The organism is Staphylococcus sp. GDY8P85P (genome assembly GCF_017892405.1).
In the GTDB taxonomy this organism is placed as follows: Bacteria; Bacillota; Bacilli; order Staphylococcales; family Staphylococcaceae; genus Staphylococcus; species Staphylococcus borealis.
Genome location: NZ_JAESLA010000055.1, coordinates 297 through 21,852, shown reverse-complemented (window position 1 = coordinate 21,852; position 21,556 = coordinate 297). Strand labels below are relative to the sequence as shown.

Here is a 21,556-nt window from a genome sequence, read left to right as displayed (position 1 = left end):
ATTTATTCTTATGTTTAACTCTAAAAAACAATCTTAATCTTTTTTAGAACCAAATCTACGATTTTTAATTGCTTTTTTAAAGTCTTCTACGAAAGGTCCTACCATGAAATTATCAAAGCTGTAGCCAGACTCTTCTACCTTTGACAGTGTATTCAATGCCTGGGTTACAAAGTAGCTTCCTTGTTCTGTTATTTCGTTTCTCACTACCATTTGGACATTTGAATAGTTTAACTTCACTTTATCGTTACTTATATATCTGTCAATTTTAATAATTGCATTATGTACATCTTCAATAGCATATCTTACGTAATCACTATTTATCTTATTAAAATATTTCGGATTAATGCTATATTTCATTAATTCACTTTCTAACCTCTCTAAATCAAACTTAGCTTGTAAAAAGAAATCTAAATAGCTCGGCTGTTTATTTGCACTCTCTATATTAGCTTCGATAATTTTTATTTTCTTAATAATATTACTTTGATTCATTGTATGTAACCTATTCTTTTTGTAATATAAAATTCCAAAATTTTGAGAGCTACGTCTTAATGTACTATTATTCCAAAATTGTTGATTTTTATAAAATTCTGCTACGTCCCACTTTCTATTATTTTTAACTAATTCATGATCAATCAACTTAGATATACTTTTAATGGAATCTTTATGAATATTTTTTCTCAATTTGTTTTTCTTCTCTAAACTTTCGATAAAATTACTATCAGCTCTTTGTGAACGTTTTAGCATATCTGCAATTAACCAATCAAGCTCAGTATACTCTGTTTCCTCATAGTCCCATATATCTTCTATTAGACTATCTAAGGGTAATTGATTTTTTTTATATAGGAGATGATTTAATTCATAATCATTTTTAGGATTTCTACCTTCTTTTATTGCTTTTGTATATGCTTCTAATTCATTATTTTCTTCAATTTGATTATTTCTATGTTCTTTTGCGAGAAATTGAAAAATTGTTTCGTCTATAGATTTTAATACCTCATTTTGCAGTTCAACTCTTTTATGTAATGGTAAAATTGTCATATATTGGTATAGCTCTTGTTCTTTTTTATTAATTGATTCACCATTATTTAACCATGCTTTTGTATTCTGGTACACATCTTTCATATGTATATCAGCAATTAACCTTTTGTATTGAATTTCATTGATAGATTTCATTAACTGATAAATATATTTCATGTAACTAGAGTTATCTATATTTTCAATCATTTCTTTTTTAGATTTTCCATTTTGTTTAAATTTTTTGGAATTGATATCCACTGGGTAATAATCAACACTTTTTAGCAACACTTTGATTAATTCTTTTGCGACACCATTAAATGTATACTGATTATTTTTATCTTGGCCTTTGTAATTGTGAAAAATTTTCATATCAATTTTAAAAAGCTTAGCAATAGTTTCCATTTTTTTATTAAACTTATGCGGAGTAAGTCCTAATTCTAATCGAATATCCTCTTTTGAGTATAGTTTTTTTACAATATCATCTGATGGCATAGCATTCTCTCCTTTAATTAACATCTAATTCTTTTAAGTTTTTCACTTATATATACGAGTATAAAATTTTCAAAGGCTAATTTAAGGAATTGGATGTTTTTATTCATTTAATCAACTTTCATTGTCCCATTATTTATATATGCTGTAGCGCTACCACTACCAAATCTTAAATCTGGTAGTGCTTTTTTGTATAAATTCAATTTTTTTAGAGTAGCATCTCTTTCTGAAAGCCCAATAAACGCATATCTCATTCTACCATTATTTGTTTCGATACTCTCCGCTTGTTCAAATGATACTTCATAAGCTGAGACAACTGCATTATTAGCACCTGTATTGATACCAATAATATATTTTATTTTATGTATTTTATCTTTTCCTATTATCCAACTACCTAATGTACGCGATTTAAGGTTATTTCTATCACGTTTACTTTCATTAATAGGATACTCTTTACTTTCATCCTTATCTAATAGAAATGCATCTCTGATTTTCACTGCTAAAATTAATTCATTCGTATTTATGTTTTCAAGATTAATTGAATCGTAGCCAAATTCATTTTCTAAATCTTCAACTAAGTATGCCTTAGATCCATGACCGTTAATCATATTTGTTAATGTAGTTTTATTTGTTAGGTTAAGAAAGTTTATAAGAACATTTTCTGCAGAAAATGCTTCAGATTCGGTTAATCCATAACTGATTATATATCCTAAAACATTCAAATCATTGCTACAAATTTCGTTAATTCTATTAAATTTCAAGTTATCTTTATTTTCTTCTATAAATATATCTTCGTACAATACTTTTTTCTGCGCATCTTGTTTATGTTTAAATATTCTATTCCCCTTACCTTTACCAACATAAAAGCATTCATCATTTCTTGGGTCCATCAAACAGTATACATAAAATACGTGTTGTTGATCTTTTTCTAGTTGTGCTAGTGTCGATTCAGAAAATTGATTAATGTGTTTCAATAAAATCTCTCCTTCTTTGTAGACATATTCATTTTTATACTAATTAATATCATTCCCAAAAAAATTTCTATACAAAAGAGAAAAATATTATTTATCGTTTAACTTAAATCTTCAATATATAGGTGGGCCTATGTATCATTTTGTGCCAATTTGAAAAAAACGGGAATCCAGTCTGTTTCTGAGTGTATTTCAACTTTCTTATAGTAAACATTGCCTTAATATGATGAACTTCAATAAAACTTTCCCTATGCCCCATAAAATTTTCTCAAAATCAAAAATAACATACCTTACAACTTTTACCGTCGATATCAATTGCTTTTTTCTTAATTTAGGATTGCTTTCAAATTTTGTACTATAACGTGAAACTACTTTTCCTTCTTTATAATTAAAATTTACTAATTCGCAATCATTTTTACTTCCATTTACAAAAACATCTACTGTTTCTAACACAAAATCTAATAAACTTCCTTTTATTAATCGTGGGCATTGTATATTTCCTTTCATTCTTTCTTGATTCCATTAGTTTAAATTTAAAATTTCATCATCAATTTCTTAATTGAATTGTAGTTCCATAATCAATATAATTTGTACAGTTATTATATATTCTAGATCATCAATAGTTGAAAAATGGTTTATTAAACACTCTATAAACATCGTATGATATTGCAAGGTATACTCCAATATTTCATATATGTAATTCCTCCACATCTCATTAAATTTTTAAATTATACACAATCTAATTTTTAGTTTTATTTATGATAAGCCTCTGCGTATCGGTTAATGATGCGGTTTTTAATTAACGTCTTTTTGTTATAAGTCTTAAAGAAATACTAAACAAGCAAAATAATTTTTCTTAACTGAAACGAAAGAACGACAAATTCCATACTATTACATTGGAATTTGTCGTTCATTTATTAGAAGCATATATTTTACAAGCTTATAAATTAATTGTTACAACAATTATTATTATCCTGCTGCTCTTTTTCATTTTTCTCTTTTTTTTCTTCAATTTCTACTGAACAACAAGATTGTTCCTGAGGTTTTAATTTTTTTAATACGTCTTTGACTCCCATTATCTCACCTCCTTTAAATAACGATGTTCACAATCAAACCTGTAGAAATAGCTACAACTAAAATGGCGATAACGAATGATATTACAAATTTTTTCTTGAATAACTTAGATAGCAATACGACTTCTGGAATACTTGCGCCAGCACCACCAATTATTAATGCTACTACTGTTCCTAGCGACATACCTTTTGATACTAATGCTTCGGCTATAGGTAACATTGTTTCTGGTCTGATATACATAGGGATACCGATAACAGAAGCAATAAAGATCGATATAAAACCATCACCACTTGCATACTTAGTTATAAATTCTTCAGGTATGAATCCGTATATAAAGGCGCCAATAAATACACCAATAAATAGATAAGGTAACATTGGGTATAAAAATGCCCACGCATCGTTTAATGCTTGTTTAAAACGAGATCCTGATTTATTAGCAAAAAAGCCATCACCTTTAACATTGACCCCTTTATAACTTTCAGCTAAATTCATTTTTGAAAACACTAAACCTGTTAAAATACTGAAAATTGCTAGTACTACAAAATAAACAACAGCTACTTTCCACCCTAATAATGCCCATAACATAAATATCATTAATGGATTCATTAACGGTGAAGCAATTAAGAAACTCATTGCTGGACCAAAAGGAACTTTGGAATTTAATAGACCTGCAAGTATTGGAATAGTTGAACAAGAGCAAAATGGTGTAACAGCACCAAATATCATACCTAATATATAATTGACGGCTTTATTAGGTTTGCTCAAAAGCTTTTTAATTTTTTCTTCTGAAACAACTTGTTGAATCAGACTTACTATAAAACTCACTACTATAAATAGTAATAATAATTCAAAAAATAACATCAGAAATGTTTTTATGAATTCCATAATTGAATCTACCATTAGTATAACGCCTCCGAATTTATTTAATCAACTTTTCTTGATATAATAATCAAAAAAAATTGATTAATTCTATGTTAAAAAGAAGATACTTAAAGTATCTTACAGCAAGTATCTTCTTTTAAAACCACCTGTATTTGTTGCTCATTAATTTTATAATAATTCCATGTGCCATGCTTTTCAGCAATAAGAATATTTGCATCTACTAATTTTTTTAAATGATAGGAAAGTTTAGATTGTTTTAATGCTAATAATTCTTCTAGATCACAAACACATAAAGATTTTGAATCACTTTGACGTATTGAATGTAGAATTTTAAGTCTGATTTTATCAGCTAGCGCATTAAACATCTGTTCATAAAAGTCTAATTGTTCTTCCTCAGTTCTATTAGGACTGGACTGAATAATTTCCATTAAATAATCACCTCTCTTATATATAGATATTTCTATTTTTGTTTGAGTTCTTGTATTGCTTGTTTGTAGTTATTTTCTGTTGATTCACCATACTGATGAATATTACCTTTAAAGAACTCCTTCTCCATATATATTGTAGCTTCTTTTAAAGTGACTTCTCTTGATACCATAACAAGATTTAAATAACTTACAAAGTAACCAACAGATAAAGTACTTGCGTGGTTTACTCGCAATCAGGCACACCTCCTTATTGTCTAAATAATTTTATTCCATTTAATATATCAACTTTTTTTGATATATTAAATATAAACCAATATATACATTATTGCAAGATTAAAAAACTATAATTTTACATAAACTTAGACATGCTCCACAGCAATAGTAAAAATATTTTCTTCCTAGCTATATTATTAGAAACTCAAATTAAGTAAAATTTTAAAAATCCAAATCAATACATAGACACCAATCTATATAGATGTTAATCTATGATAGTAAAATAATTAATGAGGTGAGTATAATGTTAAATATTGAAATATACGAAGAAGCTATGTGCTGTTCTACTGGCGTATGTGGTCCAGAACCGGATGAAACACTAATAAAGACGAACCAAATCAATGAATATTTAAAACAAAATCAAATAGAAGTTCATCGTTATAATATGAACAATAATCCGAACGAATTTATTAAAAATAAAAAAGCTATTCGTTTAATTCAAGAAAAAGGTAATGAAGTTTTACCAATCACTTTTATAGAAGGCAATATAGCTAAAACGGGCGCTTATATTACCCAAGAAGAAGCTGATGAAATTATTACGGTTAATCAGATGAGAAATGGAGGATGCTGTGATGGAGATGGATGCTGTTAAATACTTAAATAAATTGAATTTAGATAACGTTGAGTTAACAAAATATTTGTTTTTTACTGGTAAAGGTGGCGTAGGCAAAACGACGATATCAAGTTTTATTGCTTTAAACTTAGCAGAGAATGGAAAGAAAGTAGCTTTAGTAAGTACTGATCCAGCTAGTAATTTACAAGATGTATTTCAAATGGAATTATCTAATAAATTAACTAAATATCAACCTATACCTAATCTCTCTATAGCCAATTTTGACCCGATTGCTGCTGCAGAAGATTATAAAGCACAATCTATAGAACCTTATGAGGGTATTCTACCAGAAGATGTGCTTTCTGAGATGAAAGAACAGTTAAGTGGTTCGTGTACAGTTGAAGTAGCAGCTTTTAATGAATTTACAAATTTTTTATCCGATAAAACTTTAGAACAAGAATTTGATTTCATTATATTTGATACAGCTCCAACAGGTCACACCTTGAGAATGCTTGAATTACCTTCTGCATGGACAGATTATTTAAATACAACAAGTAATGACGCTTCTTGCTTAGGTCAATTATCGGGTTTAGATGAAAATAGAGATAAATATAATTCGGCACTTGAAAAACTACGTAACCAAGAAGATACGACCATGATGTTAGTTGCGAGACCTAGCCACTCTTCTATATATGAAATTCAAAGAGCGCAACAAGAATTACAACAACTGTCAATTTCTAAATTCAAAGTAATCATTAACAACTATATAGAAGAAAGTCACGGTTTAATTTCGAGTCAGATGAAATCAGAACAAGATAAAAACATTAATCATTTTATTGAATGGTTAAATAACAATCATGCTTATTACGTTCCATATAAAAAGCAGAAAGAAGAAGGTATAGAAAGTTTAACTAATCTATTAAATGATGATAACTTAATTGAAAATGATGACTTTATTGTTGAAGATCATCCGCAATTCAATAAATTAATAGATGAAATTGAAAATAGTAAAGTTCAATACTTATTTACAATGGGAAAAGGTGGCGTTGGTAAAACGACAGTAGCAACGCAGTTAGCTACAGCATTATCTAATAAAGGACATCGTGTTCTTTTAGCAACTACTGACCCTACTAAAGAAATTAATGTTGAAACCACAAGTAATTTAAATACTGCTTATATTGATGAAGAACAAGCATTAGAAAAGTATAAAAAAGAAGTCCTAGCCACAGTGAATGATGATACACCACAAGACGATATCGATTATATTATGGAAGATTTAAAATCACCTTGTACAGAAGAAATAGCATTTTTCAAAGCCTTTAGTGACATTATGGAAAACCAAGAAGACATGGATTACGTAATTGTAGATACAGCTCCTACAGGCCATACCTTGCTGTTACTTGATTCTAGTGAAAATCACCATAAAGAATTAAAGAAAAAATCAACTCAAACTACCAGTAATGTTGAAACGTTATTACCTAAAATTCAAAATCAAGATTTAACACAGATGATAATCGTAACACTAGCAGAAAAAACACCTTATTTAGAATCTAAACGTTTAGTAGAAGATTTAAATAGAGCCAATATAGGACATAATTGGTGGGTCGTTAATCAATCATTAGTTACGCTAAATCAACGTGATGACCTTTTTAGTAACAAAAAAGAAGATGAATCGATTTGGATAAACAAGATTAAAAATGAAAGTCTTAATAATTACTTTGTCATACCTTATGGAGGGTTAGAATATTGAAAAAAATTGTTATCATTGGTTCAGTTGCTGCCGGTACAAGTGTCGCGGCTAAAGCAAGAAGAAATAGTGAAGATGTGGAAATTATCGTTTTTGATAAAGATAGTGATATTTCGTATTCAGTATGTGGTATCCCCTACTATATAGGCGGTAATGTATCTGATATTGATGAACTCACGCCAAGAAATGCTAAATGGTTTAAAGAGCGCTTTAATATAGATATTTATACAAAACATGAAGTGAATCAGATAAATGATACTGATCAAACAATAACAGTTACCAATTTAGTAAATAATGAAAAGATGATTCAAGAATATGACGAATTAGTATTAGCCACAGGTTCATCACCTAAAGAACTTCCTCAATTAGATAGCGAAGACTATAACAATGTGTTTAAAGTTAAGAATATTAATGATGCGAAAGCAATTTATAATTATATTAATGACCATGATGTTCAGAATATAACAATCGTTGGCGGTGGATTTATTGGTTTAGAGATGTTAGAACAATTATCTAATTACAACACTTCAATTGTTCAACGTAACACTTTTATGCCTCATTTAGACGACGATATGAGTTTTATGATTCAAGAATATATTGAAGATAAAGCTAACGTATATGTCTATAATGAAATTGACATTATTGATTATGATGAGAATCATACGATAAATAGAGTCAGCTTAAAAACTGGCGAATTAATTGATACAGACTTAATTATTATTGGGATTGGTGTCATACCAAATACTAAATTAGCTAAAGAAATTGGTATTAATATTGGAGAATCTGGAGCAATACAAACCAATAAGTATTTGGAAACAAATATTCCTCATATATATGCAATTGGTGATGCAGCAGAAAGTTATAATTTAATTACCGGTAACCCTATATATAGACCGCTAGGTTCTACAGCAAATAAAATGGGACGTATTTTAGGAGATCGATTAACTGGTGGAAATCTAGAACATAAAGGGATTTTAGGAACAGGCATTGTTCGTGTATTTGATATGACAATTGCCCAAACAGGCTTAACTGAAAAAGAAGCTATTGATTTAGATATTGATATTGACGTATTACACAATGTGAAACCGAATCGTCCAGAATATATGCAAGGCCAAGAAATGGTAATTAAAGCTATATTTGATAAAAACAATTCTAAATTACTGGGTGCCCAAATTGTTGGGTATGAAGGTGTAGATAAGAGAATAGATGTACTAGCTACTGCTATAACGTTTGGTGCCAATGCAGAAGATTTATTTCATTTAGATTTAGCATATGCGCCTCCTTTTTCTACAACTAAAGATCCTGTTATTTATACAGGGATGATTGGACACAATATTACTCGAGGACGCAAAATTATAACGCCTGAAGAAGTCATAAAACAAAATAATGATTTATTGATTTTAGATGTACGTTCTCCAAAGCAATTTGAAGTTAATCATGTTGATGGAGCGATTAACGTCCCATTGAAAATGTTGAGAAGTTATGCAAAAACATTAGATAAAAATCAAAAGATAGTGACTTATTGTAATAAAGGTACTACTGGGAATGCTGCACAAAACGTACTCATTAATTTAGGTTTTAAACAAGTGTTTAATTTGTCAGGTGGTAATAAAAATTATCAACGTTATAAAAGGTTCCAAGTAGAAAGGAAGAAGAAAAATTGAATTATAAAGAAATTTCACAATACTTAAAAGTGATTGCTGATAGTAGCCGTCTTGAAATATTAGATTTGTTATCTTGTGGTGAATTATGCGCTTGTGATTTATTAGAGCATTTTTCTTTTTCTCAACCCACATTAAGTCATCATATGAAAGTATTAAAAGACAATAATTTAATTACATCCAGAAAAGATGGTAATAAAAATTTATACAAATTGAATCATGACGTATTGGATGACGTTACATCACGACTGACTCTATTGAGTTCCAGTACTGTCCCATGTATATGTGAAACAGTAGAGAAAGGTGAGTGTTAATGATGACGATATTAGCAATCACTATTTTTCTATTAACGTTAATTTTTGTCATATGGCAACCTAAAGGTTTGGATATTGGTGTTACAGCTTTAATTGGTGCTGTAGTTGCTATAATCACTGGCGTTGTAAGCTTTTCAGACGTACTAGAAGTTACTGGAATTGTTTGGAATGCGACTTTAACTTTTGTTGCAGTTATTCTTATTTCACTCATATTAGATGAAATTGGATTCTTTGAATGGTCTGCCATACATATGGTAAGAGCATCAAAGGGTAATGGCTTGAAAATGTTTATCTTTATCATGCTCTTAGGTTCAGTTGTAGCAGCCTTCTTCGCAAATGATGGTGCGGCTTTAATACTGACGCCTATTGTTTTAGCAATGGTACGTAGTTTAGGATTTGATAAAAAAGCGATATTCCCATTTATTATTGCTAGTGGTTTTATTGCAGATACTACGTCTCTTCCATTAATTGTTAGTAATTTAGTTAATATTGTTTCTGCTGATTACTTTGATATTGGATTTGTTGAGTACTTCAGTAAAATGATTATACCTAATATATTCTCTTTAATCGCAAGTATTCTTGTCTTATGGCTTTATTTTAGAAAGTCTATCCCAAGAAAATTTGATGCAGTAAATATTAGAGAACCAAAAGAAGCGATTAAGGACAAAAAGCTTTTTAATATCTCGTGGATTGTACTCACTGTATTGCTAGTTGGTTATTTAATAAGTGAGTTTATAAATATTCCAGTATCAATTATTGCTGGTATCATTGCTTTAATATTTGTATTATTAGCACGTAAGTCTAAGGCTGTGCATACGAAACAAGTAATTAAAGGTGCGCCATGGAATATTGTTTTATTCTCTATTGGTATGTATCTTGTGGTATTTGGTCTAAAAAATGTGGGCATCACAACGCTTCTTGGTGATGTACTAACAAATATTTCAAATTACGGCTTATTTAGTAGTATCATGGGCATGGGCTTTATAGCTGCATTCCTTTCATCCATTATGAACAACATGCCAACTGTTTTAATAGATGCAATAGCGATTGGTCAATCTCAAACAACAAGTATACTCAAGGAAGGCATGATTTATGCGAATGTTATCGGATCTGATTTAGGACCTAAAATAACACCAATTGGTTCGTTAGCAACACTTCTCTGGTTACATGTGCTTACTCAAAAAGGTGTTAAAATTTCTTGGGGACAATACTTTAAAATCGGTATTATTATAACGATTCCGGTATTATTTATCACACTGTTAGGGTTATATCTAACACTTATTATTTTCTAAAAAAAGAGGAAACTATTTATGGATAAAAAAACAATTTACTTTATATGTACAGGTAATTCATGCCGTAGCCAAATGACTGAAGGCTGGGGTAAAAAAATCTTAGGAGATGAATGGCAAGTATATTCTGGAGGTATTGAGGCACACGGTGTAAATCCAAAAGCAATAGAAGCTATGAAAGAAGTTGGAATTGATATATCAAATCATGCTTCTAATTTAATTGACAAAAATATACTAAACCAATCTGATTTAGTAGTAACTCTATGTAGCGATGCTGATCAAAACTGTCCTGTATTGCCGCCTAATGTAAAGAAGGAACATTGGGGATTTGATGATCCAGCAGGCAAACCTTGGTCAGAATTCCAACGTGTTAGAGATGAAATCAAAGCAGCCATTGACTCATTTAAGGCTAGATAAATTTTAAGCGTCTCAATATCATTGGGACGCTTTTTTATTATTAATTATTTTATACTTTTTGATTTATCTCCAGGATTAGTCATTTTTCTTATCTATTTAATTTACACACTAAAAAATATCCTCCTTAACAATAATAAGTTATTTAAATTATTGATTAAGGAGGATATCTTTATATCTATTTATTTCTCAATCTAGAACTAGATTTTTATCGTGCTTTCAATTCATTTCCTGTCATCCATTTATGATTTTTAATGATTTTACCATTATCTTTGGATTTGTAATCAACCACGTAAACAGTCGTCTTTTTCACGTTATCTATATTGGCTGTAGCACCTTTCATACCAGACATATGACTTGCTTCTAATTTAACAGTATCGCCCTTACTAAATCCATCTTTAGGTGCATCTTTAATCTCTTCGTTTACGACCCATTTATGATTGTTTACTTTTTCATTTCCATTTGTGGGTTTATAACTTACAACATAGGCATATGTTTTATACGCACCTTTTACAGTAGCTTCTGCACCTTTCATACCTGGCATATGTCCTGCTGTAATCGTTACTTTATCTCCTACTTTAAATTCACCCTCATTAGTCGATGTCATATCTTCAGGAACTTTACTTTCATCATTATGCTTCATATGGCTCTCACTTTTTTGGTCATTAGTGTCTTTATCTTTTTTCATCATATTAAAATCTCCCTATTGATTAGTTTGTTACTTTTACTTGACCCATCATTCCATTATCTTCATGCTCAAGTATATGACAGTGAAACATGTATGTTCCAGTATTTTTAAATACAACCTCTATTTTAGCTTTTTGTCCAGGTTCCAAAGATATAACATCCTTTTTACCCCTCATATCTTTTGGAGGTTTCTCCCCATCCACAGATAAAACTTTAAATTGCGTTCCATGGATGTGGAAAGGATGTTTCATACCACCCATTTTATCTTTGACATTTTCAATTTCCCATACTTCTTTCTGGTTTAACTTTTGTGTAAAATCTATTCTGTTAGGATCGAATTTATTACCATTAATGGTAACATGATCATTCATACCTTCTAATTTTATTTTTTTACTTACTTTTGGTGTATTACCTTTGTTAGAACTTTTCTCTTTGTTACTAATCGGTAAAATTACAGTTTTATCATTATCAACCAGACTGATTTTCTCGCCTTTCATTTTAGATAAATCTATTACTATTTCTTTTCTTTCTGAAGGAGCTAAATTAATTTCTTTTAATTTTTTAGCGTTTTTTAATTGACCGCCATCTGAAGCAATATACTCAAAACTTTGATTATTACTTAGCTTAAGATTTAAATCTCGAGCATTAGAACCATTTAAAAGTCTCAAACGTATTTTCTCTTCTTTTGTTGTCAGTTTAGGGTTTACTATTCCGTTCACAAGAACAGTATCACCTTGAGTGCCATCTTCGTCTTTCGTTTTTGAATAATTTAATTTTTTAGATACAAATGTTTTATCTTGGATTATTATAGGCAAATCATTTTTCCCATAATTGCTAGGATAATTATTCTTTTTGTCATCCTCTATATATAATAACCCTGATAAACCATTATAAACTTGTTTAGCTGTATTTGGGGAGGGGTGGGGATGATACCATAATGTAGCAGCCTCTTGTTTAACCTCAAATTTTATTGTTTTTTCTTTTCCTGGTTTTATAACTTGAGAAGGGCCTCCATCCACTTTTCCATCTATTTCTAACCCATGCCAATGAAATGTTGTATTTTCATCTAAGTTGTTGACTAACTTAATTTTAACCTTATCTCCTTTTTTTAATTTTAAAGTTGGCCCAAGTAAATTTCCATTGTATCCTAAAGTGTTAGAGAAATTACCTTTGTAAAATTCTGTCTTTCCTTTCTGCGCTTTTAATGTATAACTTTTATAACCATTGTTATCTTTTTTAGGATCTAAAACTTTGGGAAATGTTATTTCATTTTTTCCTTGTGAAGAATTCAAATTTTTTCTTTCGTCATGACTTTTCATATCCATCATATCATTTCGCTTTTGATCATTTTCTTTCATGTCCATCATGTTGTGCTTACCTTCTGCAAAAGTATCATTAGGAACCATAAACATTATAGAAAATAACGTAATTAAAATTGTGAACATTTTTTTATACATTATATTTACCTCTTTTATTTTAATTTTAATGTAAATGCATTAATTGCTACGATGATCGTACTTAAAGACATAAGTATTGCACCCACAGCAGGTGATAATATTAAACCAATAGAAGCTAATATACCAGCTGCAAGAGGAACTGCAATCACGTTATATCCTGCGCCCCACCATAAATTTTGAACCATTTTTTTCATCGTATTTTTTGAAAGGGACAAAAAATTGATAATATCAGAAGGATTACTTTTAACGAGTATGACATCCCCCGATTCAATAGCTACATCTGTCCCTGCGCCAATTGCCATACCAATATCTGCTCTAATAAGGCTTGGCGCATCATTGATACCATCACCAACCATCATGATTTTGCTACCATTGCTTTGATAATCTTGGATAATACTTTCTTTATCTTCGGGCATCAATTGCGCGTGGACATCACTAATACCTAATTCTTCAGCCACTGTTTGTGCCACTTCTTTATTATCGCCTGTAAGCATGACTGGCGTAATGTTTCTCGATAATAAATCCGAAACCATTTGTTTTGAACTTTCTTTAATTTTATCGCCTTGTGCGATAATACCAATAACTTGTCGGTCATGAATTAGATAACTAATAGAATTCCCTTGTTGAGCGAGATTCGTAAATTGTTCTTTATTATAATCAAAATTGCTTTTATCGAGATAAGAAACATTCACTATTTTGAGTTTTTTATTATCAACTGTGCCTTCTAAGCCTATACCTGGAATATTATTAACTTCTTGAGGAGTAGCATATGAAATATTTTTGCCTTTAGCAAAATCAACAATACCAGTGGCAAGTGGATGATTAGAATTACTTTCTAATGAAGCAAATAGACTCAATATTTCTTCATTATTTAACTCGTCTGTAAAACTTTCATAGTGATTCACTGAAAAGTTACCTTCAGTTAGTGTCCCAGTTTTATCCATCATGATGTAATCAATGTGTTGTGCGATTTCTACAGATTCTCTGTTTTTAATGATTAAACCATTATGTGCGCCTATAGAGGTAGAACGTGCTGTAACTAAAGGTATTGCCAAGCCTAATGCATGTGGACAAGCAATGACTAATACGGTTACTAGCCGTTCAAGTGCGAAATCGACGTTGTTTTGAATAAGCATCCATACAATAAATGAAATCAGGCCAATACTTACTGCAAAGTAAAACAAATAACCTGCGACTTTATCAGAGAGGAGTTCAGCTTTTGACTTATCGTTTTGAGCTTGGTTAACAAGACCCATAACTTGAGATAGGTAGCCATTTTCACCCGTAGCAGTCACTTTAACTTGTACTGTACCTGAACCATTAATTGAACCTCCAATAACATCATCATTATGAGTTTTATGAACTTTTTTTGATTCGCCAGTAACTAATGATTCGTCAATTGATGTTTCTCCTTGAACAATGATTCCGTCTGTGGGTATACTTTCGCCTGCTCTGACTTCCACAATATCGTCAATATGAATATCTGATATTTTAACTTCTTCTCGTTGATTGTTATCAATCAGCTTCACTGCAGTATTAGGTAAAAGTTCTGCCATTTTCTTCAGTGCATTGCCTGCATTACCTACTGCGTTCATTTCAATCCAATGACCTAATAACATGATTAAAATTAAAGTCGCTAATTCCCAGAAAAAGTCCATTGTATGTGTGGATGAACCACTGAAGTTATTCATATAAAAGGCGTATAAACTATAAATATAAGCTACTGAAATACCTAGAGCAACAAGCGTCATCATTCCAGGTTTTTTAGTTGAAATTTCATCTTTAGCCCCTGATAAAAATGGCTTTCCTCCGTAAAAGAATAAAATTGTAGCAAGAATTAATACAATCCAATCTGACCCTGTAAATGAAATTTGAAACGGTAATTTAACTCCCATCATGGGCGATAAAATAATAATCGGTATCGCAAAAATCAAAGAAATAAAGAATTTACTTTTAAAATTTCCATGATGGTGATGTTCATGATTACCATGACTAGTGTGATTTTCATGTTCTTGATGACTATGATGCTCATGATTACCATGACTAGTGTGATTTTCATGTTCTTGATGACTATGATGCTCATGATTTTGGTGTTTTTTGTTATTCGACAAAATTAAACCTCCTAATTTTATATTTTTAAAGATAGTAATAAGACAATTTGAGTATAACATATACGGTATAGGGGTATATACCATTTGACTTTTTTATTTTGTAATGTACAGAAAATAACCATTTATGTCACTATTTAAAGGAATAACAAATACAATCAAATGGTCATTTGACTATAATGTTTGAGTAGATCACAATAATAACCAAGTGGAGTTGATAGGCTCCCTTAAAGTACAAGCAAGACACTTGAAGAAGAAAAATGTATTATACTTGACCGCGTACTATGGTACGCGGTTTATTATTATTTAGAGGTGAACTATGTGAGTTATCGTATTACTGCATTTGCAGAAAAATGTGGGGTAAATAAAGAGACGATTAGATATTACGAACAAAAAAATTTATTACAAGAACCTTCCCGAACGAAAGCTGGTTATCGGATATATTCAGATGATGATGTTAAGCGTGTATGGTTTATTAAACGGATGCAAGAGCTTGGTTTTTCTTTAAGTGAAATCCACAAGTTGCTTGGTGTTGTAGATAAGGATGATGTGCGGTGTTCGTATATATATGAGTTCGTTTCTCAAAAAGTTGATGAAGTACAACAACAAATTAGAGATTTAATGCGTGTTGAGAATATGTTGAATGATTTAAAAGAATGTTGTCCGAATGAAGAATATTTATATTCTTGCCCTATTATTGAGAAAATGTTTGAGGGTTAAAATCAACTTTTTAGCAGGTGATGTAAATTGACTGTACAAAAGCGAAAAAATGTAAAGGATAATGATAAATTATTGTTTTTAGGAATACCAGCATTGTTGGTTCTATGTTGCGCTTTACCAATCCTTTTAATTGCAATTGGATTGAGTTCTATGGGTGCTTTCTTAATAGGAAAACAAGTTTGGATATTTGGTGCTGTTTTGTTAATTGTCGGACTGATTATGTTGGTAAAAAGAAGAGGTAGTCGTAATACATGTCAGTCGGATTGTTGCCATTCTAAATTCAGTGAAACAGAAGAAAAAGGGGGGGAGTGATTTGAAATCAATATTGTTCTTTAAAAGATTTTATTATCAGCTCTCATTATTGTAAGCCTCTCAGCATGTGGAATATCCAATGGAACCAACACGATAAACAATGAAAAAACACAACCAATAAGTTCCGAGAAGCCAACACTCATTTATTTCATGGCATCTTGGTGTCCGACTTGTGTAGCAGGGGAAAAGGTATTTAAACAGATTCATAATAAATATGGGAACAATGTTCAACTTATAACTGTTGATATGGATCCCCTACAAGATACAGAACAAGATTTAAAGGATTTCCAACGTCAATATGGTGGAGAATGGACACATTTAATCGATAAAGAATATGAACTCACTAAAAAGTATAAAGTAAAACAATTGGAAGAAGTTTTTTTAATAGATAGCAATCAAGAAGTTATATATCACGCGGTTAACCCTTCCTTCGATGATTTACAAAAGGAACTAACACGTATTGGAGTGAGTAGTTCATGACGTTTCCCTTTATATTTATTTTTTCAGCAGGAATAGTTGCTGCGTTTAATCCTTGCGGGATTGTTATGTTGCCTTCATATATTAGTTATTTAATTGGTGAAGGAGAGGTTGAAACAAGGCGTTCCTTAATAAGGACAATCTCAAAGGGGCTATGGTTAGGATTGTCTATGACGTTGGGATTTCTAACTATTTTTGTGATAGCCGGTTTTCTATTATCGTTATTAGGTAGAGCTTTAATCAATGTTTTTCCAATTTGGTCATTTCTAATGGGCGTACTTATCTTTCTTTTGGGACTAGGGATGTTGCTTGGAAAAAAAGTTTCTCTACCTTTAAGAGTTAATATTAAACAGGGTAAACGATCAGTTTATTTCTATGGTATTGCTTATGGAATCACATCATTAAGTTGTACGTTGCCAGCCTTTTTATTTGTACTCACTGAATCTATGCAAGATAATTCGTTATTGATGGTTATACTTAAATTTATTGTGTACTCAATCGGTATGGGTGTTGTCGTTACTTCCATAACCATTGTTTCTTTGATTTCAAAAAGATATGTCCAACAATTACTTTCTAAAAATATGGCAATGATCCAATTTATTTCCTCCATTGTTATTTTAATTTCAGGAATTTATATTTCTTATTATTGGGGGATTGGTCCGGGTGGCATATTTCGATAATTAAAAGGAGTGTTAAAAAATGACTAAGAAAATCAGTATGAAAGTTAGTGGCATGACTTGTATGGGTTGTGAAGAACATGTAGCAGTTGCACTTGAAAATATTGGTGCCAAGAATGTAGAAGCTAGTTTTCGTCACGGTGAAGTATTATTTGAATTACCCGATGATATTGGGATTGAAAGTGCAAAAAAGGCTATTGATGAGGCGAAATATCAACCTGGAGAAATAGAAGAAATATCATCACAAGAAAATGTGGTGTTAGGTAATGAAGGCGATTATGACTTACTTATCATTGGTTCCGGTGGTTCGGCTTTTTCAGCTGCGATCAAAGCGATTGAATACGGGGCAAAAGTAGCCATGATTGAGCGTGGAACCGTTGGCGGAACATGTGTAAACATTGGCTGTGTTCCATCAAAAACACTTCTTAGGGCTGGAGAAATTAATCATTTAGCAAAAGTAAATCCATTTACGGGATTACAAACATCTGCTGGAGAAGTGGAATTAGCACCCTTAATCAAGCAAAAAGATGAATTAGTGAGTGAGCTTCGCAATCAAAAATATGTGGATCTAATTGATGAATATGGAATTGACTTAATTGTAGGTGAAGCAAAATTTACTGATGAACAGACGGTTGAAGTCAATGGGGAGAAACTTTCCGCAAAACGCTTTTTAATTGCAACGGGTGCATCTCCTTCTCTCCCGCCGATTTCAGGACTTGAAGAAGTGGAGTATTTAACAAGTACAACGCTCCTTGAAATAAAAAAGGTACCTAAACGATTAACGGTGATCGGTTCAGGATATATCGGAATGGAGCTTGGCCAATTGTTTCATAACTTAGGTTCAGAAGTAACGCTTATGCAAAGAAGTGAGCGACTGTTAAAAGAGTATGACCCAGAGATTTCTGAAGTAGTAGAAAAAGCTTTAATTGAACAAGGAATAAACCTTGTAAAAGGGGCATCTTTTGAGCGTGTAGAACAATCTGGAGAGATAAAGAAGGTTCATGTTACAGTAGATGGCAAGAAAAAAGTGATTGAATCAGAGCAGCTGCTTGTTGCAACAGGAAGAAAACCAAATACGGATACGTTGAATTTAAATGCAGCTGGGGTTAAAGTCGGAAAACGAAAAGAAATACTGATAAATGATTATGCTAGAACAAGTAATGAAAAGATTTATGCGGCAGGAGATGTTACATTAGGGCCTCAATTTGTCTATCTAGCAGCATATGAAGGTGGAATTGTTGCCGATAATGCAATCGGTGGATTAAATAAAAAACTAGATTTATCAGTGGTTCCCGGCGTGACATTTACAAATCCAGGGGTAGCAACAGTAGGCTTAACAGAAGAACAAGCAAAAGAAAAAGGCTATGAGGTCAAAACCTCCGTATTGCCTTTAGATGCTGTTCCAAGAGCGATAGTAAATCATGAAACAACAGGTGTTTTTAAGCTTATTGCTGATTCGAAAACATTGAAAATGTTAGGGGTTCATGTTGTATCTGAAAATGCAGGTGAAGTGATTTATGCAGCGACTTTAGCCGTTAAGTTTGGTTTAACCGTAGATGATTTAAAAGAAATCCTTGCACCATATTTAACAATGGCAGAAGGATTGAAATTAGCTGCCCTGACGTTTGATAAAGATGTTTCAAAATTATCTTGTTGTGCGGGATAACAACACAATGAATCCACCGTTTGGTTAAGACGGTGGATTCTTTCAACCTTGGACAAGGTACGCGGTTTCATTAGATAGAAATAAGGCAAACGTATTATAGAGTCAATTCTGCGAGGAGGTTAATGATGATAAAGAAATACGATCTTATTGTGATTGGTACAGGTTCTGCGGGTTCAATCACAGCAGCAAAATGTAATAAAGCCGGCTGGAATGTAGCTATGGTAGATGACAGGCCGTTTGGAGGCACGTGTGCACTACGTGGATGTGACCCAAAAAAGGTTCTACATGGTGCTGCCGAGCTTATTGATTGGAACAAACGGATGGTTAAGAATGGAGTACCGTCTGAAGTCTCCATCAACTGGAAAGATCTTATGAATTTTAAAAGAACCTTTACAGATGATGTCCCGGAAAAAAAAGAGGAAGCATTGAATAAACAGGGAATCGATACGTATCATGGCAATGCATCTTTCGTGAGTGAGGACAAACTTGAAGTGAATAAAGAAGTGCTCGAGGGGAGTCATTTCTTGATCGCTAGTGGTGCGAAACCTACCCCTTTACCCATAGAAGGAGAAGAACATCTTACTTATAGTGATGAGTTTTTGGAGTTGGATGAATTACCACAAAGAATCGTCTTTGTTGGTGGTGGGTATATTTCGTTTGAATTTGCTCATATCGCGGCACGTGCTGGATCAGAAGTTCATATTATCCATCGAGGTCAAAGACCTTTGGAGAATTTTGATATAGATCTTGTAGATATCCTTTTAGAAAAGTCGAAAGAGATTGGCATACAGGTACATCTTCAACATTCCGTTGAATCCATTGAAAAAGAACAAGGAAAGTTTCATGTGTACGCTCGAAAAAAAGAGGATATAACGCGGTTTGAAGCAGACATTGTTATTCATGGTGCTGGACGGGTCCCTGCCTTAGATATGAATCTTGAAAAAGGGAATATAGAAAGGAAAAAACATGGTGTCCATGTTAATGAGTATTTGCAAAGTGTAAGTAACCCGAATGTCTATGCAGCTGGAGATGCTGCAGCAACGGATGGCTTGCCCCTCACACCTGTAGCCAGTGCAGATTCTCATGTCGTAGCATCTAATTTATTGAAAGGGAACAGCAAAAAAATTGAATATCCCGTGATTCCATCTGCTGTATTTACCGTACCTAAAATGGCATCGGTAGGTATGAGCGAGGAGGAAGCCAAAAACTCTGGCCGGAATATTAAAGTAAAGCAGAAAAACATCTCCGACTGGTTTACGTATAAACGGACAAATGAGGACTTTGCTGCGTTTAAAGTGCTGATTGACGAAGATCATGATCAAATTGTTGGTGCTCATTTGATTAGTAATGAAGCCGATGAACTGATTAATCATTTTGCAACAGCCATTCGTTTTGGGATTTCAACCAAAGAATTGAAACAAATGATATTTGCCTATCCAACAGTAGCTTCAGACATTGCACACATGTTGTAATTTTTATCATATGTTTTTCCAGCATGATTTTTCCATTATCTCTTGTACACGCTTATTCAGAAAAGGGCGATTGTTGAAAATCAAAAGCTTAATTTCTCACTAAAAATACGGAGGAATTAAGCTTTTTTATCTTTCAAAATCCTTAACGTCCGTATTTTTCCGACGGTACCTCGACTATTAAGTATTTGATTTGCATATATAAAATCCTCGTTCAATACTATCCCTCCAAACTGTTGTTAATCACTCTATGCTTGAAATAATTATCATAGTTCAAAAAGGATACGTTATAATTGCTATATTGATTAAATGTTCAAGGGGTGCTTTATGATTTATACAATTGTAGTATTCATTGTTGCAGGATTAGCTGAAATTGGTGGTGGTTATCTAATTTGGTTATGTCTCAGAGAAGGGAAGCCACTTTATTTGGGGATCTTTGGGGGAATAGCCATAGTTTGGTTCTGTTGCAAAGTCAGAAAAAATATAACTAATTATCATTTTAACATGGTAGTATTCCCTTAACTGGCCAACATGTGATTAATTTCGTAGCACGGCGAAAATCCGTAGATCTGAAGAGACCTACGGTTCTTTTTATATAGACCATAAATACATTCAATACCTTTGAGTGTATTCTTTGCCGTATTGACGCTTTGATATCTCGTCTTTCTCACTTTAATATGACGGTGATCCTGCTCAATGAGGTTATTAAGATATTTAGATGTACAATGACAGTCGGGATTAAGTTTAAAATCTTTAATCAACTTAGACATTGCCACCTTCGTCGAAGGTGCCTGGTCTGTAATTATCATTTGAGGTTTACCAAATTGTTTAATAAGTCGCTTAATAAACGCATATGCTGAATGATTATCTC

Annotated in this window: 23 protein-coding genes and 1 pseudogene; 13 read left to right on the top strand and 11 right to left on the bottom strand. The window is 31.9% G+C overall.

The genetic code is table 11. From position 1 onward, the window contains the following. Positions 1-33 precede the first annotated feature (33 nt). The 7 genes from KA828_RS11365 to KA828_RS11340 form a co-directional block, all read right to left on the bottom strand. Complete coding sequence (locus KA828_RS11365) at positions 34-1,509, bottom strand: DUF6038 family protein (protein ID WP_001138664.1); 1,476 nt, start codon at positions 1,507-1,509, stop codon at positions 34-36. Between the two features lie 107 nt (positions 1,510-1,616). Further along, positions 1,617-2,480 carry an LEM-3-like GIY-YIG domain-containing protein gene (locus tag KA828_RS11360; protein WP_000680580.1) on the bottom strand — a complete coding sequence of 288 codons (864 nt, stop codon included), beginning with the start codon at positions 2,478-2,480 and terminating at the stop codon, positions 1,617-1,619. Positions 2,481-2,678: 198 nt separating this feature from the next. Next, a complete protein-coding gene (locus tag KA828_RS11355) occupies positions 2,679-2,984 on the bottom strand; it encodes a hypothetical protein (protein ID WP_000677988.1) in 306 nt (101 codons plus the stop codon). Positions 2,985-3,424: 440 nt separating this feature from the next. After that, positions 3,425-3,553 carry a hypothetical protein gene (locus tag KA828_RS13300; protein ID WP_002488994.1) on the bottom strand — a complete coding sequence of 43 codons (129 nt, stop codon included), beginning with the start codon at positions 3,551-3,553 and terminating at the stop codon, positions 3,425-3,427. Between the two features lie 13 nt (positions 3,554-3,566). Beyond that, positions 3,567-4,451, bottom strand: coding sequence for a permease (locus KA828_RS11350; protein WP_113525140.1), 885 nt, complete (start codon positions 4,449-4,451; stop codon positions 3,567-3,569). Between the two features lie 89 nt (positions 4,452-4,540). Beyond that, the gene (locus tag KA828_RS11345) at positions 4,541-4,861 is read right to left on the bottom strand and encodes an ArsR/SmtB family transcription factor (protein ID WP_031588348.1); all 321 of its coding nucleotides are present in this window, start codon (positions 4,859-4,861) and stop codon (positions 4,541-4,543) included. A gap of 32 nt (positions 4,862-4,893) precedes the next feature. Then, positions 4,894-5,094 (bottom strand): hypothetical protein, encoded by a 201-nt coding sequence (locus tag KA828_RS11340; protein ID WP_031886421.1) that lies wholly within the window; start codon positions 5,092-5,094, stop codon positions 4,894-4,896. Between the two features lie 284 nt (positions 5,095-5,378). Here KA828_RS11340 and arsD point away from each other — a divergent pair, with 284 nt between their 5' ends. Genes arsD through arsC form a run of 6 tightly spaced genes read left to right on the top strand, consistent with a single transcriptional unit; the run spans position 5,379 to position 11,115 of the window. After that, the gene (arsD, locus tag KA828_RS11335) at positions 5,379-5,726 is read left to right on the top strand and encodes an arsenite efflux transporter metallochaperone ArsD (RefSeq protein WP_031886420.1); all 348 of its coding nucleotides are present in this window, start codon (positions 5,379-5,381) and stop codon (positions 5,724-5,726) included. Continuing rightward, positions 5,707-7,437, top strand: coding sequence for an arsenical pump-driving ATPase (gene arsA, locus KA828_RS11330; protein ID WP_210126246.1), 1,731 nt, complete (start codon positions 5,707-5,709; stop codon positions 7,435-7,437). Before arsD ends, arsA begins: the two co-directional genes overlap by 20 nt. Beyond that, positions 7,434-9,098 carry an FAD-dependent oxidoreductase gene (locus tag KA828_RS11325; RefSeq protein ID WP_210126245.1) on the top strand — a complete coding sequence of 555 codons (1,665 nt, stop codon included), beginning with the start codon at positions 7,434-7,436 and terminating at the stop codon, positions 9,096-9,098. The genes arsA and KA828_RS11325 overlap by 4 nt, the downstream gene beginning before the upstream one ends. Further along, positions 9,095-9,409, top strand: a complete 315-nt coding sequence (locus KA828_RS11320) for an ArsR/SmtB family transcription factor (RefSeq protein WP_002452589.1) — start codon at positions 9,095-9,097, stop codon at positions 9,407-9,409. The genes KA828_RS11325 and KA828_RS11320 overlap by 4 nt, the downstream gene beginning before the upstream one ends. Then, positions 9,409-10,701 (top strand): arsenite efflux transporter membrane subunit ArsB, encoded by a 1,293-nt coding sequence (arsB, locus tag KA828_RS11315; protein WP_210126244.1) that lies wholly within the window; start codon positions 9,409-9,411, stop codon positions 10,699-10,701. The genes KA828_RS11320 and arsB overlap by 1 nt, the downstream gene beginning before the upstream one ends. 18 nt (positions 10,702-10,719) lie before the next feature. After that, on the top strand, positions 10,720-11,115 hold the full coding sequence (arsC, locus tag KA828_RS11310; RefSeq protein ID WP_210126243.1) for an arsenate reductase (thioredoxin): 396 nt from the start codon (positions 10,720-10,722) through the stop codon (positions 11,113-11,115). A gap of 205 nt (positions 11,116-11,320) precedes the next feature. Here the strand turns inward: arsC and KA828_RS11305 are convergent, their stop codons facing one another. Genes KA828_RS11305 through copB form a run of 3 tightly spaced genes read right to left on the bottom strand, consistent with a single transcriptional unit; the run spans position 11,321 to position 15,367 of the window. Next, positions 11,321-11,803 carry a YdhK family protein gene (locus KA828_RS11305; protein ID WP_002487267.1) on the bottom strand — a complete coding sequence of 161 codons (483 nt, stop codon included), beginning with the start codon at positions 11,801-11,803 and terminating at the stop codon, positions 11,321-11,323. Between the two features lie 19 nt (positions 11,804-11,822). Beyond that, positions 11,823-13,256, bottom strand: a complete 1,434-nt coding sequence (locus tag KA828_RS11300; protein WP_210126242.1) for a multicopper oxidase family protein — start codon at positions 13,254-13,256, stop codon at positions 11,823-11,825. Between the two features lie 14 nt (positions 13,257-13,270). Continuing rightward, a complete protein-coding gene (gene copB / locus KA828_RS11295) occupies positions 13,271-15,367 on the bottom strand; it encodes a copper-translocating P-type ATPase CopB (RefSeq protein ID WP_180373869.1) in 2,097 nt (698 codons plus the stop codon). Between the two features lie 318 nt (positions 15,368-15,685). Here copB and merR point away from each other — a divergent pair, with 318 nt between their 5' ends. The 7 genes and pseudogenes from merR to KA828_RS13235 all read left to right on the top strand — a co-directional run. Beyond that, positions 15,686-16,084: an Hg(II)-responsive transcriptional regulator gene (gene merR, locus KA828_RS11290; RefSeq protein WP_210126241.1), complete on the top strand. Its 399-nt coding sequence runs from the start codon at positions 15,686-15,688 to the stop codon at positions 16,082-16,084. Positions 16,085-16,111: 27 nt separating this feature from the next. Then, positions 16,112-16,396, top strand: a complete 285-nt coding sequence (locus KA828_RS11285; RefSeq protein ID WP_002510753.1) for a hypothetical protein — start codon at positions 16,112-16,114, stop codon at positions 16,394-16,396. Positions 16,397-16,423: 27 nt separating this feature from the next. Further along, positions 16,424-16,876, top strand: coding sequence for a TlpA family protein disulfide reductase (locus tag KA828_RS11280; protein WP_026034731.1), 453 nt, complete (start codon positions 16,424-16,426; stop codon positions 16,874-16,876). Beyond that, complete coding sequence (locus tag KA828_RS11275; protein WP_021459891.1) at positions 16,873-17,553, top strand: cytochrome c biogenesis CcdA family protein; 681 nt, start codon at positions 16,873-16,875, stop codon at positions 17,551-17,553. The genes KA828_RS11280 and KA828_RS11275 overlap by 4 nt, the downstream gene beginning before the upstream one ends. A gap of 19 nt (positions 17,554-17,572) precedes the next feature. Then, on the top strand, positions 17,573-19,216 hold the full coding sequence (merA, locus tag KA828_RS11270) for a mercury(II) reductase (protein ID WP_019467797.1): 1,644 nt from the start codon (positions 17,573-17,575) through the stop codon (positions 19,214-19,216). 125 nt (positions 19,217-19,341) lie between these two features. Beyond that, positions 19,342-20,688: a dihydrolipoyl dehydrogenase family protein gene (locus KA828_RS11265; protein ID WP_019467798.1), complete on the top strand. Its 1,347-nt coding sequence runs from the start codon at positions 19,342-19,344 to the stop codon at positions 20,686-20,688. A 324-nt stretch (positions 20,689-21,012) separates the two neighbouring features. Further along, positions 21,013-21,147 (top strand): annotated as a pseudogene (locus KA828_RS13235) (YnfA family protein); the annotation flags it as partial. A 56-nt stretch (positions 21,148-21,203) separates the two neighbouring features. On the opposite strand, the gene KA828_RS11255 reads toward KA828_RS13235, so the two are convergent. Then, positions 21,204-21,556, bottom strand: a 353-nt coding sequence (locus KA828_RS11255) for a DDE-type integrase/transposase/recombinase (protein WP_145380112.1), incomplete at its 5' end; no start/stop codon positions are given.